Below are 15,628 nucleotides of genomic sequence, written 5' to 3'. Positions count from 1 at the left end.
CGACATCTGTAGTGATTGGATCATCATGCGCGAACTCGTGTTTTACGCCGCCGTCACCCTCGACGGCTACATCGCCGGGCCGAACGGTGAATTCGACGCCTTCCTCATCGAGGGAGACCACATGGACGGGATCAACGACCGCTTCGCCGACACCCTCCCCACCGTCGCGGCCGAGGCGCTCGGCATCACCCAGACGCGCGACGTGTTCGACACGGTGCTGATGGGCTGGAACACCTATCGGGTGGGCGGCCTGCCCAGCCCGTACTCGCACCTCCGCCAGATCGTGTTCAGCCGCACGAAGACCGCGGAGGCCGAGAACCTCGAGGTCACGGCCGAGGATCCGGTCGAGGTGGTGCGGCGGCTGAAGCAGGAGGACGGCGCCGGCATCTGGCTCTGCGGCGGCGGCGCTCTCGCCGCATCGCTCGCCGACGAGATCGACCGGCTCGTGCTGAAGCGGCAACCCCTGCTCTTCGGATCGGGCATCCCGCTGTTCGGCGAGCGCCCGTATCGCCCCGAACGCTTCGACATCGTCGAGACGGTCGCCTACGAAAGCGGCGTCGTCTTCACCGAGCTGGAGCGTCGTCGCGAGGGGTGACGCTGCCGCGGGCCGGGTGCTAGCATTCTGCTGTCAGGAGGCAGACATGGCAACCGTGACCATCCGCAATCTCAGCGATGACGTCATCGTCGCGCTCAAAGAACGTGCCCGGCGGAACTCCCGCTCGATGGAGGCCGAGGTGCGAGATGTGCTGACGCGCTTGGCGCAGGGCGACGAGAGCGGGCTCGAGGCGCAACTCCAGCAGCGGGTGCCTCGGCCGCGACGCTTTTCGGTCCCCTCGAGCGAGGTGATGGCGAGGGTCGATGCGAACCCGTCGACTCCGGAACAGGACAAGATGCGGGAGGAATGGCTGGCCGAACTGGAGGCCGACCGCAAGAACCCGTTCTTCCTCGACTCCTTCAGAAATCCGTGGGAGAGCCGTGATCCTTCTTGACACGAACGTCCTCATCCGGCTCGATGCCGTCCGATTGCCGCCGGCTGACGTGGCGCTCAGTGCAATCGCGTACTCCGAGCTGCAACTCGGAGTCGAGCGGGCGACAGATCCGGTTCTCCGTCGCCGTCGACGCAACGAACTGATGCGGTTGTCGGCACTGCTCGAAGCCGACTGGCTTCCGTTCGATCAAGCCGCCGCCGATGGCTACGCGCGCCTCGCGTCACGGGTGATCCTGAACCGTCCCGCCCACGCCCGAAGTAAGGACATCATGCTGGCCGGTCACGCCTACGCGCTCGGCGCCGCTGTCCTCACGTTCAACCCGAAGGACTTCGAACTCGTGTCCGACGAGGTCGAGATCATCGTCCCCGAACTGCGCTGACGCCAGAAATCAGCCCCGCGCGGCCCACCACTCGCGCAGCCGCTGCTCGACGACATCGGGACCCAGCACGCCCTCGTCCAACCGCAGATCGAGCAGGAACCGGTAGGCCTCGCCGACCTCACGGCCGGGAGCGATGCCGAGCACCTGCTGGATGCGGTTGCCGTCGATCTCCGGACGGATGGAGTCGAGCTCCTCCTGCTCGCGCAGCGCCGCGATGCGCGACTCGATGTCGTCGTACGCGCTGGCGAGGCGACCGGCCTTGCGCTTGTTGCGCGTGGTCACATCGGCACGGGTGAGGATGTGCAGGCGCTCCAGCAGGTCACCCGCGTCGCGCACGTAACGCCGCACCGCGGCATCCGTCCAGGTGCCCTCGGCGTAGCCGAAGAAGCGCAGATGCAGCTCGATCAGTGTGGCGACGGCATCGGTCGTGTCGGTGTCGAACCGCAGGGACTGCAGGCGCTTGCGAGCCATGCGCGAGCCGACGACGTCGTGGTGGTGGAAGGTCACCACTCCCCCGGGTTCGAGCTTGCGGGTTCGCGGCTTACCGATGTCGTGCAACAGCGCGGCGAGGCGCAGCGGCACATCGGGGGCGGCGCCCGGATGCCGGGAGTGCTCGAGCTCGATCGCCTGGCTGAGCACGGTGAGGGAGTGCTCGTAGACGTCTTTGTGGTGGTGGTGCTCGTCGACCTCGAGGCGCAGCTCGGTGACCTCGGGGAGGAACTCGTCGATCAGGCCGGTGTCGACCAGCACCCGGATGCCGCGCACCGGATCGTCGGTCTGCATGAGGCGCACGAGTTCGGACTGGATGCGCTCCGGGCTCACGATCTTGAGGGTCTCGCGCAGTTCGGCGATCGCTTCGGCCGTGGCCTCCTCGACCCGGAATCCGAGCTGGGCGCTGAAGCGGGCCGCACGCAGCATCCGCAGCGGGTCGTCGCCGAACGAGATCCGCGGGTCGGCCGGGGTACGCAGGATGCCGGCGACGAGGTCTTCCACGCCGCCGGTCGGATCGACCAGCTTCACGGCGGGCACCTGGAGCGCCATGGAGTTCACGGTGAAGTCGCGGCGCACGAGGTCGCCGTCGATCGTGTCGCCGAACTCGACCGTGGGCTTGCGGGTCACGCCGTCGTAGCTGTCGGCGCGGTAGGTCGTGATCTCGACCTGCTCGCCCTGCACCCGCGCGCCGATCGTGCCGAACGCGCGGCCGATGTCCCACTGCGCGGTCGAGATCGGCGTGACGATGGCGAGGATCTCGTCGGGAGAGGCGTTCGTCGTGAAGTCGAGGTCGTGTGTCGTTCGCCCCAGCAGCGCATCGCGCACCGGGCCACCGACCACAGCCAGGTCGAAGCCGGCATCCGCGAACGCCGTCGAGAGGGTGCGGACGACCGGGTTCTCGGCGAGCGCACCGAGACGGGCGAGGCCGTCAGCCATGTTGAGCATGGGTTCCAGCGTACCGGGATGGGCCGGTGGGGCTTCGGCAGGTACCGCCCACACCGTTCACCTCCCGGTCGCCCGAGGGCCAGCCTCCCGTCACCCGACACCGATGGGCTGGAGGTGCCCCGTGCAGCTGAGCACGGAACCCCACCCCCATGAAGGACTGACATGACCTCCCCCACCCCTGCGGTGCGCTGGCGGCGTCACGGACTGACGTCCGTCGCGCTCCTGGCCCTGCTCGGCGGCGCTGTCGTCGCCCCCGCGGCCCTCGCCGCCCCCGAGCCCGAAGTGCCGACCGGCTCGCTGATCACCGGCGACACCGCCTGGCACTACCTCGACGACGGATCCGACCCGTCGCCCGCACCGGCCGCGCTCCGTGACTGGACGCTCCCGGCGTTCGACGACGGCAGCTGGAAGACGGCCGCGGGCTCGTTCGGCGCGAAGAACGGCAAGCTTGGGGCTGTGGGCCCGCAGACGCCGAAGACGCTCCTGAACCACTACCTCGACGGCGTGAAGGCGCCGACCGTGCCGACGTACTTCTTCCGCACGACGTTCGAGCTCGAGGCGGGAGTCGCCGAGCAGGTCGCGGCGCTGCAGAGCACGATCACCTACGACGACGCCGTGATCGTGTGGATCAACGGCGAAGAGGTCGCCCGCTACGTCGACGGCCGCATCACCGACACGAAGAACGTCGAGTACGCCGGCGACTCCAACGGCGACCCGCTGACGACCACGTTCAGCGCCGAGGGTGATCTGCTGCACGACGGTACCAACACGATCGCCGTCTCGCTGTTCCAGGACCGCGAGACCAGCTCCGACATCTACTTCGACATGTCGTCGCTGACCCTGGTGAAGGCATCCGACCCCGGTACGCCTGTGATCGCCCCGCCGACCCGCGTCATCCTGACCCCCACCGAGCAGCCCGCCATCTCCCAGGCGTTCTCCTGGCTCGCGGGCGACGCGTCGCACACGGTCGGACAGGTCGAGATTGCGCCGACCGCGGGTGGCGACGTCCGCACCGTCGACGCGTACGACGCCGGTGTCGTGAACGGCAACCCGAACAAGCACTTCTCGGCGACCGTCACCGGTCTCACCGCGGCGACCGAATACCGCTACCGCGTCGGCCTGCCCGGCAGCTGGAGCGACTGGTACGAGTTCCGCACGGCCGACCCGAAGGCGACCGACTTCCAGTTCATCTACTACGGCGACGCGCAGATCGGACTCGACACCACGTGGCCGAGCGTCGTGAAGCAGGCGGAGGCCAACGCTCCGCGCTCGATCGGCTCCGTGCACGCGGGCGACCTGATCAACAAGTCCAGCAACGAGGACGAATGGGTCAACTGGTTCAAGGGCATGAAGGACTCGGCCGTGCGCACCAACGTGATGGCCGCCCCCGGCAACCACGAGTACTCGGGCGACAAGCTGCTCACCGCGTGGAAGGCCGCTTTCGAGTACCCGCACAACAACCCGTCGATGAGCTCCATCGGCGAACTGGCCGATCTCGCCAAGGGTGACACCGAGGTCGCGGCCCAGTACCGCGCTCTCTTCGAGCACTGGAGCGCCTTCGCCGCCGAGACCGCGTACTACACCGACTACCAGGGCGTGCGCTTCATCACGCTCAACGCGACGCGCGACGCGACCTTCCTCACCCCGCCGGCGCTGCCGTCGTGCACGAGTGCCGACTGCCCGATCGCCAAGGGCGAGGAGCTGTGGATCCGCTTCCAGGGCGCCTGGCTCGACCTGCTGCTGCAGAACAGCCCGTCGAAGTGGAACGTCGTCACCTTCCACCAGCCGGTCTTCTCGGCATCCGAGGGTCGCGACGAGCCGAAGCTCCGCGCCGGCTGGGTCCCCGTGTTCCAGCGCAACGACATCGACCTGGTGCTCATGGGCCACGACCACACCTACGCCCGCGGCTACGTGAACACCGATGCGACCGAGACGCCCGGCATCACCACCGGCCCGGTCTACGTCGTGTCGAACTCCGGCGCGAAGCACTACGAGCTCGAGACGCCGGAGAAGAACGTCTGGACCAACAACGGCGCCACCCAGGTGCTGCGCGGCCAGGGCGTCACCACCTACCAGGTGATCGACGTCTCGAAGAATCAGCTCGTCTACCGCTCCTACCTGGCGGAGAAGCAGCCGGATGCCACCACCGACCTCCCCGTCGGAGCCGTGTACGACACGTTCACGGTGACGAAGTCGGATGCCGGCGAGAAGTGGGTCACCGAGAAGGGCGTCACGCCTCCGGTCACGCCGGAGCCCGAGGTTCCCGCCGAGATCGAGCTGGGCGCGGCATCGGTCACGGCCGGCAGCACCCTCGCGGTCTCGGGCAGCGGCTTCGCGGAGGGTGCGGAGCTGCGGCTCGAGCTGCGCTCCGACCCGGTGCAGCTGGGCACGGTGACCGCCGGTGCGGACGGCTCGTTCCAGCGCACGGTGACGATCCCGGCCAACACCCCGGCCGGGGCGCACACGCTCGCCGCGATCCTGCCCGACGGCACCGAGGTCACGGCCTCCGTCACCGTCACCGCGGTGTCCGGCGGCGGAGCGGTCACGCCAGGTGACGGCTCGGGCGGTTCGAGTGGCGCGGACGGCGACCTCGCCACCACGGGTGCCGACAGCGTCCCGTCCATCGTCGCAGCGGTCGTGCTCCTCGCGGCGGGCCTCGGCCTGTTCGCGATGCGCCGCCGTCGGCATCACGCCACGGTCGAGGTGACCGAGGCCGAGTAGTCCGCAGCATCCACGGGCGCCGTCGGGGTTTCGACCTCGGCGGCGCCCGCCGTTCCCACATGGTCGGGATGGCGAGGACGCCGGACGTCAGTCGACGACGAACAGACGCGCGCCGGTCTCGGTGCTCGAGCGATGGGCTTCCATGTCCGTGCCGACCTGATAGCTCTCCCCGGCGTGCAGAGTGAAGGTCCGACCGTCTTCGAGCTCCGTCTCGAGGGTGCCCTCGACGACGAACAGCACGTGGCCACGCGAGCACCAGTGGTCGGCGACGTAGCCCGGCGAGTATTCGACCATGCGGATGCGGGTGTCTCCGATCTGCTGTGATCGCCACACCGCCTGCCCCGTGATTCCCGGGTGGACGGTGCGTTCGATCTCTGCCCAGGTGGTGGTGCTGAAAGCGTGTCCGGGAAGGTTCATCGGTTCAGTATGGGTCATCGGCGACGCTCCACTCTGCCGCGCCGAGGAGACCACCGACGCCTCAGCGCGACCCCGGACTGGGATAACCTTCCACCGAGTCCGTCCCGCTGAAGGAGAGCCCGTGCCCGCGAACGATGTGATGGCCGACGAGACCGATCGGATCGTCGCCGCGGCCCTGCAGGTGAACGGCCGTGCGTCGTGGGGAGAGATCGCCCGCGTGGTCGACCTGCCCGAGCGCACCGTCGCCCGTCGCGGACAGCGGCTGCTCGATCGCGGACTGGTCCGCGTCTCCACCTACGTCGACCCCGCCCGCGTGCTGCACGCCCGCGCGGTGCTGTTCCGCATCACGACCGAGCCGCACGCGCTGTGGCATGTGGCGCGCACCCTTGCCCGCCGCGCGGACGCCTCGTCGGTCTCGGTGCTCGAGGGCAGCAGCGACATCGCCGGCATGCTGCTCCCCCACGACGACGCCTCCATCCGCGAGCTGCTGTTCACCGACTTCCCGGAGCTCGAGGGCATCGACTCGATCAACGTCACCACTGTCCTGAAGTTCTTCCGCTCGGGGCACGACTGGCGTGCGGGCGTACTGACCGACGAACAGGCCCGCATGCTCGACGAGTCGTCCGGCTCGGAGGTCGACCCCGCCGACTCCCTCAGCGACGACGAAGAGGCTCTGATCCGACTCCTCCTGAAGGACGGGCGGATGCCGGTGGCCCAGCTCTCCCGCGCCCTGGGCCTCAACGTCACGACCACGCGCCGGCGCATGGAGTCCCTGAGCCGCCGCGGACTGATGCACCCGCGCACCGAGGTCGTGCCGAGCCTGTTCGGTCTGGGACTCGAGGCTCTCGTATGGCTGCGCGTGCCGATGGCCCGCCTCGAGAAGGTGGGCGCGGCCCTCGCCGCCGCCCCCGAGGTGAAGTTCATCGCGGCCACCACCGGCACCTCGCAGCTGCTCGCCAATGTGCTCGTGAAGGATGCCGACGAGTTCTACCGCTTCCTCACGGGCCCGGCGGTCGCGGGGCACGAGGGTCTCGAGGTCGTGGAGTCGCTCGTGGTGATCACCCCGGTGCTGCGCGGCTCGCTGATCGTCGACGAGGCCCCGGAGGCGCTGGCGAATGACATGCCGACCGGTGCCATCCGTCTTTAGGCCGATTCTGTTACTGGCTTGTAACGAAATGGCGAGATCATTCTTAATGGCTTGACCTAGTGGCGAAATAGGGCGAGTATCCTCTCCAGGGCCATCACCCCTGGAGAGGACGATCGTGTTCACGGCTACTGGAGACGACTGGGCGGATCGCGCGGCGACGCTGCCCCTGCACACGCGCATGTTCATCGACGGCGCGTGGGAGGCGGGCTCGGCCGAGCCTCTGACTCCCGTGAGCCCGCGAGACGGTCGTGCGCTCCCGCCGATCACGGCCGCCTCTGCCGGTGACGTCGACCGCGCCGTCCGCTCGGCCCGCGCCGCTTTCGACTCCGGCGTCTGGTCGCGCATCGCGCCCCGTGAGCGCGGCCAGCTGCTCATCGCCTTCGCGCAGAAGATCCACGACAACGCCGAGGAGCTCGCCCTCACGATCTCGCTCGAGATGGGCAAGCCCATCCGCGAGGCCCTGCAGACCGAGCTGCGCGCAGTCGTCAACTGCTTCCGCTGGTACGGCGAGGCCGCCGACAAGGTGCTCGACGAGATGCCGGTCACCGCGCCGAACAGCCTCGCCCTCGTGACCCGCGAGCCGGCCGGAGTGGTCGCCGCCGTCGTGCCGTGGAACTTCCCGCTGACGATGACCGCGTGGAAGCTCGCCCCCGCCCTCGCGGTCGGCAACAGCGTCGTGCTCAAGCCCGCCGAGCACACCACCTACTCCGCGCTGCGCCTCGCCGAGCTCGCGGTCGAGGCCGGCATCCCCGCCGGCGTCCTCAACGTCACGCCCGGCACCGGCCAGGTCGCCGGCCGCGCACTCGGCGAACACCCCGACGTCGACGTGGTCACCTTCACCGGCTCGCCCGAGGTCGGCCGGAAGTTCCTCGGCTACTCGGCCGCGTCCAACGGCAAACGCGTCTGGCCCGAGCTCGGCGGCAAAACCGCAAGCCTGGTGCTGCCGGATGCCGACCTGGAACGGGCCGTGCGCGCCACCGCCGACGGCTGCTTCTACAACCAGGGGCAGATGTGCACGGCATCCTCCCGCCTGCTGGTGCCGCGTTCGCAGCATGAGCGAGCACTGGAGATCGCGGCCGAGGTCGCGCGCACGAGCCTCCCCGCCGACCCGTTCGACGTCGCCACCTCGATGGGCGCGATCGTCAGCGAGAGGCAGCTCGCGGGCATCGCCGGATTCGTCGAGCGCGCCCAGGCCGAGGGCGGCGAACTCGCCGCCGGCAGTGCCGAGCGGTTCCGGGCCGTCGACGGCGGCAGCTACCTCGCCCCGGTCGTGCTCGGCGTCACCCCCGAACACGAGGTCGCCCAGCGCGAGGTCTTCGGTCCTGTGCTCTCCGTCATCGCGTACGACGACGTCGAAGACGCACTCGCGATCGCCAACGGCACCGAATTCGGTCTGGCCGCCGCCCTCTGGAGCACCGACCTCAATGCCGTGCACACCCTGTCGCGACGCCTCCGCGCCGGAGTCGTCTGGGTCAACTGCTTCGAAGAGGGCGACATGACGATCCCCTTCGGCGGCGTCAAGGGATCGGGCTTCGGCCGCGACAAGAGCCTGCACGCCCTGGAGAAGTTCACCGATCTGAAGACCACCTGGATCGAGCTCTCGTGACCCGCCCGTTCATCGGCATCACCACCTGGCGCCGTTTCATCGACACCGACCTCGGCAGCGGTCGCCCGGCCCACAGCCTGGGCACGGAGTACGCGGCGCCCATCGAGGCCGCCGGCGGCGCCGTGGTGCTGCTGCCGCCGACCGCCGGTGTCGACGAGGTGCTCGACCGCCTCGACGGGCTGGTGCTCTCCGGCGGAGAAGACGTGCACCCCTCGCGCTACGGCGCCGCGCCGCAGGAGGGCAAGAACTACGACCCCTCGCGCGACGGCTACGAACTCGCGCTCGCCCGCGGAGCCCGTGAACGCGGTCTGCCGGTGCTGGCGATCTGCCGCGGCCTCCAGGTCAGCAACGTCGCCTTCGGAGGATCGCTGATCGTCGACATCCCGACGACCGCCGACCACCAGCCCGTGCGCGGCGCCGACCAGCAGCTGGCGGCACGGCATCCGATCACGCTCGCCGAAGGCAGCCGTCTCGCCGCGCTCTACGGCACGCGGAACCGCGTCGTGAACACCATCCACCACCAGTCGATCGACGTCACCGCCCCCGGCCTCCATCCGGTCGCCTGGGCGCCGGACGGCATCGTCGAAGCCGTTGAGGCCGACGACGACTGGCCCTTCTGGGCGGTGCAGTGGCACCCCGAGAAGATGATCGCCCCCGATGAGGCCGCAGAGGAGATGCCGCTGTTCGCGGCGTTCGTCTCGGCCGCCCGTGAACGCGCAGCGGAACACCCCGCTGCAGAGAAAGGAACACGATGACCAAGCAGGTCTTCCTCGAGTACGAGAACGGCGTCCGCGCCGTCGCCACCCTGTTCGAGGACCTCGCCCCTCGCACCTGCGAGGCCATGTGGGGTGCGCTGGAGAAGCCGGTCACCATGCAGGCGATGCACGCGATGTACGCCGGACCCGAGGTCATGGTCGGCCTTCCCGAAGAGGCACAGAACTTCGACCCCGAGAAGGTGCCGTTCGAGAACCAGCAGGTCGTGCCCGCACCGGGTGACCTGCAGTGGTACTGGCAGCGTCCGATGCAGATGGGCGGCCTGCCGTTCGAGTGGTACGAGATCGGAGTCTTCTACGATCGTGGTGCCCGTACTCTCGGCCCGCTCGGATGGACACCCGTCAACATCTGGGGCGGCATCACCGAAGGACTCGCGGAATTCGCCAAGGAGAGCGCCGCGATCCGCATCGACGGAGCGAAGCAGCTCACCATCGGACGCCTGGTCTAAGGCGTTCACTCAGTGCTGGACCCATCCCGAAGGAGCAGTGCATGAATACCCGAAGAATCCTCACCACCGGAGCGCTCGTCGCCACCGGCGCCCTCATCCTCGCCGGCTGCGCATCCGGTGACGACACCGCATCCTCCGGCGACAAGGAGTTCGCCGGCGAGACCATCGTCGTCACCTCTTTCGGCGGCGACTGGGAGAAGGCCTTCATCGAGGCCGTCGTCGATCCCTTCGAGGAGGAGACCGGCGCCAAGGTCGAGCTGATCACGCTGTACAGCGCCGACGCCCTCGCACAGGTCACGGCCCAGAAGGCCAGCCCGCAGATCGATGTCGTGCACTTCTCGGGCGGCCAGGAGTTCACGGCTGCTCAGGACGGGCTCATCGCCCCGATCGCGGCCGACGACCTGTCCGAGTCCGGTGACCTGATCGACCTCGCGACCGCGGGGCTCGAGCGCGGCGAAGGCCCCGTCATCCAGCTGGCGCCGATCGGACTCGTCTACAACACCGAGGCGGATGCTCCGGCGCCCACCTCGTGGCTCGACCTGTTCGACGACGCGTACGCCGGTCACGTCGCCCTCACGGACTTCTCGAACACGTACGGTGTGCTCTCGATGCTCCGCGTCGCCGATGCTCTCGGCGGCGGAATCGACGACCCCTCGAAGGCCATCGCCGACCTCGGGGCACTCGCCTCGGCCGGCGACGCGATCGTGGTCCCGACGTCGCCCGACCTGCAGACCGCGTTCGCCCAGCGCGACACGTGGATCGCTCCGTACGCGATGGACTACGCCGGCACCCTGCAGGACGCAGGTCTTCCGGTCGAGTTCATCGTCCCCGAGGAGGGCGCCACCGCCTCCCTCATCACGGCGAACGTCGTCGAGGGCCGGGACAACCCCGACCTCGCGAAGCTCTTCATCGACTTCGAGCTGCGCCCCGAAGCGCAGGCCGTCTTCGCGGAGAACATGCGGTACTCGCCGGTCAACACCAAGGCGGAGCTCTCCGACGACGCGGCGGATGCGGTCCTCACCGGCGACGAGCTCGACACGGTCGTGGTCTACGCGCCCGGCGACATCGCCGCCGACCGTCAGTCCTGGACCGACGAGTGGAATGCGCTGATCACCAAATGAGCGTCCGAACCCGTAGGGAGCCCTGGCTCCTGCTCCTGCCGGCGATCGCACTGCTCGCGCTCGCCTTCGTCACGCCGGTGGCCGGCATGCTCCTCATGAGCGTGCAATCGTCGGCAGGCGGGTTCACCCTCGACAACTTCACCCGGTTGTTCACGAGTGAATATCACCTCCAGGCGGCGCTGCGTTCGCTCCGCCTGGGGGTGATCCAGACGGTGATCACCCTCGTGATCGCCATCCCCCTCTCCTATGTGATGGCCCGCGCCGGCTCGAAGGTGCGCTCCTTCCTCCTGATCGTCGTGATCCTCCCGCTCATGACGAGCGTCGTGGTCCGCACGTTCGGCTGGGTCGTCCTGATGGGACCCTCCGGGCTGATGATGCAGATCCCCGGCGCGGAGTTCCTCGTCGGCGGCACCCAGGGCTTCCTCGGCACCGAGACCGGCGTCGTGATCGCGATGGTGCAGGTGCTCCTCCCCTTCGCGGTGCTCAGCATCCTCGGTGTCATCTCCGGCATCACCCCGCAGCTCGAAGAGGCGTCCCGCACCCTCGGCGCCGGATTCTGGCGCACGCTGCGGCACGTCGTCCTCCCCCTCGCTGTGCCCGGCATCGTCGCCGGTGCCTCGCTCGTGTTCGTCCTGTCGGTGAGCTCGTTCATCACCCCCCGCTTCATCGGCGGAGCCCAGATCCCGGTGTTCGCGCAGACCATCTATGTCGACGCGACCACCAACCTCGACTGGTCGTTCGCGGCCGCGCAGGCCGTGCTGCTGTTCGCCGGGGTCATGCTCGTGCTCGCAGCGACGTCCCGGCTCGGGAAGCAGAAGGTGTGACCATGGTCCGTTCCGTTCCGATCCTCGGCAGGATCCTCGCGATCGTCCTCGGCGTCGTCGTGACGCTGTACATGCTCGTGCCGCTCATGGTCGTCGCCGGTGCCTCGGTCGGCGAGAACCGCTTCCTGACGTTCCCCGGGCAGGGCTTCACGCTCGACTGGTACGTCGAGGCGCTCACCTCCGACACCTACCTCGAGCCGTTCCGCCTGAGTCTGCTCGTCGGCATCACCGTCGCGATCCTCGCTGCCGCGATCGGCACCGCAGCCGCGCTCGCGCTCACCCGTTTCAAGGTCCCCGGCGGTGCGGCGATCCAGGCGCTGTTGATGTCGCCACTGACGATCCCCACGATCATCCTCGCCATCGGCGCCCTGTCCATCACGTCCCTCACGATCGGCTCACCCAACGTGGGCGTGCTGATCGCGATCCACATCGTCATCGCGATCCCCTACGTGATGCGCACCGTGACCGGTGTGATGACCCGCGCCGACCACTTCACCGAGGAGGCGGCGCGCACTCTCGGCGCCAGCACCTGGAACCGCTACCGGCTCGTCGTGCTCCCGATCGCCCGCCCCGGCATCGCGGCCGGCGCCTTCTTCGCCTTCAACATCTCGTTCGACGATGCGGTCATCGCCCTCTTCCTGCGCACCCCGCAGCTCGAGACGCTCCCCATCGCCATCTACGGCCAGCTGGAGTTCAGCACGTCGCCCACCGTGGCGGCCGTCTCGACTCTCATGGTCCTGCTCACCGTCGTCCTCATGATCGTGCTCGAACGCATCATCGGCCTGGGAAGGTTGTTCGTCTGATGACAACACTCACCATCACCTCACTCACCAAGGACTTCAAGGGGACGAAGGTGCTAAAGGGCATCGACCTCTCGATGCAGTCCGGGGAGTTCGTCTCCCTCCTCGGCCCCTCGGGCTGCGGAAAGACGACCCTCCTGCGCTGCATCGCCGGCCTCGAATCCCCGAGCGGCGGCACGATCGAGATCGCGGGTCAGGATGTGACCAAGCTCCCGCCCGAGAAGCGGCACCTCGGCATGATGTTCCAGAGCTACGCGCTCTTCCCGCACATGAGCGTCGTCGAGAACGTGCGCTTCGGACTGCGAATGTCGGGCGAGAAGTCGAAGGCCGAGCAGAAGGAGCTGGCTGTGCGAGCTCTGGAGCGCGTGCAGATGGGTCACCTCGCCGATCGGATGCCGGCGCAGCTTTCGGGCGGTCAGCAGCAGCGCGTCGCACTCGCCCGGGCCATCGCCTTCGAGCCCCGCGTGCTCCTGCTCGACGAGCCGCTGTCGAACCTCGACGCCCGGCTGCGTGAGGACATGCAGGTCGAGCTGAAGGAGCTGCACCGCACCCTCGGGCTCACCACCGTGTTCGTGACGCACGACCAGGAGGAGGCGATGAGCCTCTCCGACCGGATCGTCCTCATGAACGGCGGTGTGATCGAGCAGGAGGGTGCACCGGCCGAGCTCTACGGCGCACCGCGCACCCCGTTCGCCGCCGACTTCATCGGGGCGGCGAACCTCCTTCCGGCGACCCGCTCAGGCGCTGTCGCGACCCTCGACGGGACCGGGATCCAGATGCCGTTGACCGGTGCGGGCCCGGACGGCGGCGGAGAGGTGGTGCTCCGTCAGGAGGACCTGCACCTGTCCCCCACCGTCGGCGCGGACGCCCCGGTGAGCGTCGACGTCATCGCCCACGTCTACCGCGGTGCCGACATCGTCTACATCGTCGAGCTCGCCGGCAAGCGGATGAGGGTCGTGCGTCCCCGGCACGAGGATCCGATCCCCGAAGGCACCGCCGGTCTCGGCTGGCGCGACGGCGCCCTGCTCTGGATCGCCGCCGCCTGAAGGCCCGGCCCCTCGATCACCGACCCGACGCATCTTCACCAGGGGTAGTTCCACGGCATCCCACGGCGATGAGACGCCACGGCCATAGGATCGCGGCATGGCCGACGATGACGTGCAGTCCTCCCCCGCACCCGACACCTCCCGCCGAGGCTTCTTCAAGATCGGCGGGGCGGCCCTCGCGGGCGCGGTCGTCGGCGGCGCAGGCGGCGCTGCCATCGGAGCATCCGTCGCGGCGGGTGCGCGCGACGGCTTCGCCGACGATCCGGACCCGTACGCCGCGCTGACCCCGCGCAGTGAGCCGGGGTTCGACCACGTCGTCGTCGTGATGGGCGAGAACCGCTCGTTCGACAATCTCCTCGGGTACCTGTACTCGAAGGAGAACCTGCCGGCGGGTGAGACGTTCGAGGGCCTGGCGTTCGGCACGCACAGCAACAAGGCATCCGACGGCACCGTGGTCGAGGCGCACGTCTACGAGGGCGAGACCGATCGCATCATGAGCCACCCCGATCCCGATCCGGGTGAGGAGTACCCGCACGTCAACACCCAGATCTTCGGAACGGTGGATCCGAAGTCGAATGCCGAGCTCTTCGTCGACCAGATGGAGGCGCCCTACAACGCCCCGACGAACGGCGAGAAGGCCTCGATGTCGGGGTTCCTCCAGGACTACATCATCAACTTCCGTCGGCTGCGCAAGGGCAAGGAGCCGAGCGTCGACGAGGCGAAGCACATCATGGGCTCCTTCTCCCCCGCGATGCTGCCGGTGCTGTCGACGCTCGCTGCCGAGTTCGCGGTGTTCGACCACTGGTACGCCGGCGTCCCGTCGCAGACGTTCTGCAATCGCTCCTTCTTCCACGCCTCGACGTCGCACGGCTTCGTGACGAACCAGGCCGGCGGCGGCTACGACAAGTGGATCGATGCACCCGCAGCGCCGACGGTGTTCAACCGGCTCGAGGAGAAGAAGCTCGACTGGAAGATCTACATCGACAAGCTCCAGCTCGTCTCCTTCACCGGCATGCTGCACGCCCCGGTGCTGGAGAAGTACTGGCGCACGGATCACTTCGGCACGATGGAGGACTTCTACGCCGACGCGAAAGACGGCAAGCTCCCCGCGTACGCCTTCATCGAGCCGCGGATGGTCTACGACCACAACGACTTCCACCCGCCGTTCGGCTCACCGCGGGAGGGCTTCGTCGAGGGCGAGGAGGTCTTCGACAGCGCGATCTCCGACGTGCGCGCCGGTGATCTGCTGATCCACGAGATCTACGAGGCGGTGCGCACGAGCGCCTCGCCGACGGGGTCGAACGCCGTCAACACCCTGCTGCTGATCACTTTCGACGAACACGGCGGATGCTACGACCACGTGCCGCCGCCCGCGGCGACGAAGCCGACGAAAGACACCGGAGCGGGCGAGATGGGGTTCACCTTCGATCGACTCGGATGCCGCGTCCCGGCCATCGCGGTGTCGGCGTACACGAAGCGCGGCACCATCGTCCACGACGAGATGCACCACGGCTCGGTCACGGCGACGCTCTCGCGTCTGCACGGTCTGAAGCCGCTCAACGACCGCGACGCCTCGGCCAACACACTGTTCAACGTCGTGAATCTGGATCAGCCCCGGCATCCGGCCGACTGGCCGACGACGAAGCCCTCGTACACGCCGCCGAATCCGGAGGAAGCGGTGCCGCAACCCGATGTGAAGGAGCACCTCAAGCCGCTGACGCCCCCGGCACGCGGGCTGCTCGGGCTGCTTCTGGCCCGGTACGGCAAACCCGGCGAGAAGGAGCCGGAGACCTTCGCCGACGCGTACAAGCTGCTCCACGAGCACGGCGAGGAGCTGTTCGGCCCGCCGAAGAGCAGCTGACCGCGGTCGCAGTCTTCGCCCGCGGTCGCACGATTCCCGGGGACTGTGCGACGCGGGT

The 15,628-nt window shown here is 68.5% G+C and carries 15 protein-coding genes; 13 read left to right on the top strand and 2 right to left on the bottom strand.

Annotated elements, in window-relative coordinates; all coding sequences use genetic code 11:
* Positions 1-25: 25 nt before the first annotated feature.
* The 3 genes from ACIOTO_RS07585 to ACIOTO_RS07575 are packed head-to-tail and all read left to right on the top strand — an operon-like array spanning position 26 to position 1,368.
* Entirely contained in the window at positions 26-595 is a 570-nt protein-coding gene (locus ACIOTO_RS07585) for a dihydrofolate reductase family protein (RefSeq protein ID WP_400857276.1), read from the top strand.
* Between the two features lie 46 nt (positions 596-641).
* Positions 642-989, top strand: a complete 348-nt coding sequence (locus ACIOTO_RS07580) for a FitA-like ribbon-helix-helix domain-containing protein (RefSeq protein ID WP_400857275.1) — start codon at positions 642-644, stop codon at positions 987-989.
* On the top strand, positions 976-1,368 hold the full coding sequence (locus ACIOTO_RS07575; RefSeq protein ID WP_262002405.1) for a type II toxin-antitoxin system VapC family toxin: 393 nt from the start codon (positions 976-978) through the stop codon (positions 1,366-1,368). Before ACIOTO_RS07580 ends, ACIOTO_RS07575 begins: the two co-directional genes overlap by 14 nt.
* 9 nt (positions 1,369-1,377) lie before the next feature.
* Here ACIOTO_RS07575 and ACIOTO_RS07570 read toward each other — a convergent pair whose 3' ends face one another.
* A complete protein-coding gene (locus ACIOTO_RS07570) occupies positions 1,378-2,805 on the bottom strand; it encodes a CCA tRNA nucleotidyltransferase (protein WP_400857274.1) in 1,428 nt (475 codons plus the stop codon).
* A 162-nt stretch (positions 2,806-2,967) separates the two neighbouring features.
* Here ACIOTO_RS07570 and ACIOTO_RS07565 point away from each other — a divergent pair, with 162 nt between their 5' ends.
* Complete coding sequence (locus tag ACIOTO_RS07565; RefSeq protein WP_400857272.1) at positions 2,968-5,526, top strand: fibronectin type III domain-containing protein; 2,559 nt, start codon at positions 2,968-2,970, stop codon at positions 5,524-5,526.
* A gap of 87 nt (positions 5,527-5,613) precedes the next feature.
* Here the strand turns inward: ACIOTO_RS07565 and ACIOTO_RS07560 are convergent, their stop codons facing one another.
* Complete coding sequence (locus ACIOTO_RS07560) at positions 5,614-5,943, bottom strand: DHCW motif cupin fold protein (protein WP_400857271.1); 330 nt, start codon at positions 5,941-5,943, stop codon at positions 5,614-5,616.
* Between the two features lie 121 nt (positions 5,944-6,064).
* Here ACIOTO_RS07560 and ACIOTO_RS07555 point away from each other — a divergent pair, with 121 nt between their 5' ends.
* From ACIOTO_RS07555 to ACIOTO_RS07515, 9 genes are all read left to right on the top strand, one after another.
* A complete protein-coding gene (locus ACIOTO_RS07555; protein WP_029264229.1) occupies positions 6,065-7,090 on the top strand; it encodes an Lrp/AsnC family transcriptional regulator in 1,026 nt (341 codons plus the stop codon).
* A gap of 115 nt (positions 7,091-7,205) precedes the next feature.
* Entirely contained in the window at positions 7,206-8,696 is a 1,491-nt protein-coding gene (locus ACIOTO_RS07550; RefSeq protein ID WP_400857270.1) for an aldehyde dehydrogenase family protein, read from the top strand.
* Positions 8,693-9,451 (top strand): gamma-glutamyl-gamma-aminobutyrate hydrolase family protein, encoded by a 759-nt coding sequence (locus ACIOTO_RS07545; protein ID WP_400857269.1) that lies wholly within the window; start codon positions 8,693-8,695, stop codon positions 9,449-9,451. Before ACIOTO_RS07550 ends, ACIOTO_RS07545 begins: the two co-directional genes overlap by 4 nt.
* A complete protein-coding gene (locus tag ACIOTO_RS07540) occupies positions 9,448-9,918 on the top strand; it encodes a DUF3830 family protein (protein WP_017829890.1) in 471 nt (156 codons plus the stop codon). Before ACIOTO_RS07545 ends, ACIOTO_RS07540 begins: the two co-directional genes overlap by 4 nt.
* A 41-nt stretch (positions 9,919-9,959) precedes the next feature.
* Complete coding sequence (locus tag ACIOTO_RS07535) at positions 9,960-11,039, top strand: ABC transporter substrate-binding protein (RefSeq protein WP_091027949.1); 1,080 nt, start codon at positions 9,960-9,962, stop codon at positions 11,037-11,039.
* A complete protein-coding gene (locus tag ACIOTO_RS07530) occupies positions 11,036-11,863 on the top strand; it encodes an ABC transporter permease (RefSeq protein WP_029264225.1) in 828 nt (275 codons plus the stop codon). Before ACIOTO_RS07535 ends, ACIOTO_RS07530 begins: the two co-directional genes overlap by 4 nt.
* A gap of 2 nt (positions 11,864-11,865) precedes the next feature.
* On the top strand, positions 11,866-12,666 hold the full coding sequence (locus tag ACIOTO_RS07525) for an ABC transporter permease (protein WP_400857268.1): 801 nt from the start codon (positions 11,866-11,868) through the stop codon (positions 12,664-12,666).
* A complete protein-coding gene (locus tag ACIOTO_RS07520; RefSeq protein WP_105711986.1) occupies positions 12,666-13,709 on the top strand; it encodes an ABC transporter ATP-binding protein in 1,044 nt (347 codons plus the stop codon). The genes ACIOTO_RS07525 and ACIOTO_RS07520 overlap by 1 nt, the downstream gene beginning before the upstream one ends.
* A 97-nt stretch (positions 13,710-13,806) precedes the next feature.
* Positions 13,807-15,570 carry an alkaline phosphatase family protein gene (locus ACIOTO_RS07515; RefSeq protein WP_400857267.1) on the top strand — a complete coding sequence of 588 codons (1,764 nt, stop codon included), beginning with the start codon at positions 13,807-13,809 and terminating at the stop codon, positions 15,568-15,570.
* The last annotated feature ends 58 nt before the right edge of the window (positions 15,571-15,628 follow it).

It is taken from the genome of Microbacterium sp. NPDC087592 (genome assembly GCF_044743585.1).
Lineage (GTDB): Bacteria > Actinomycetota > Actinomycetes > Actinomycetales > Microbacteriaceae > Microbacterium.
Note: the sequence above shows the minus strand (reverse complement) of the source record. Positions and strands in the feature narration are given on the sequence as shown.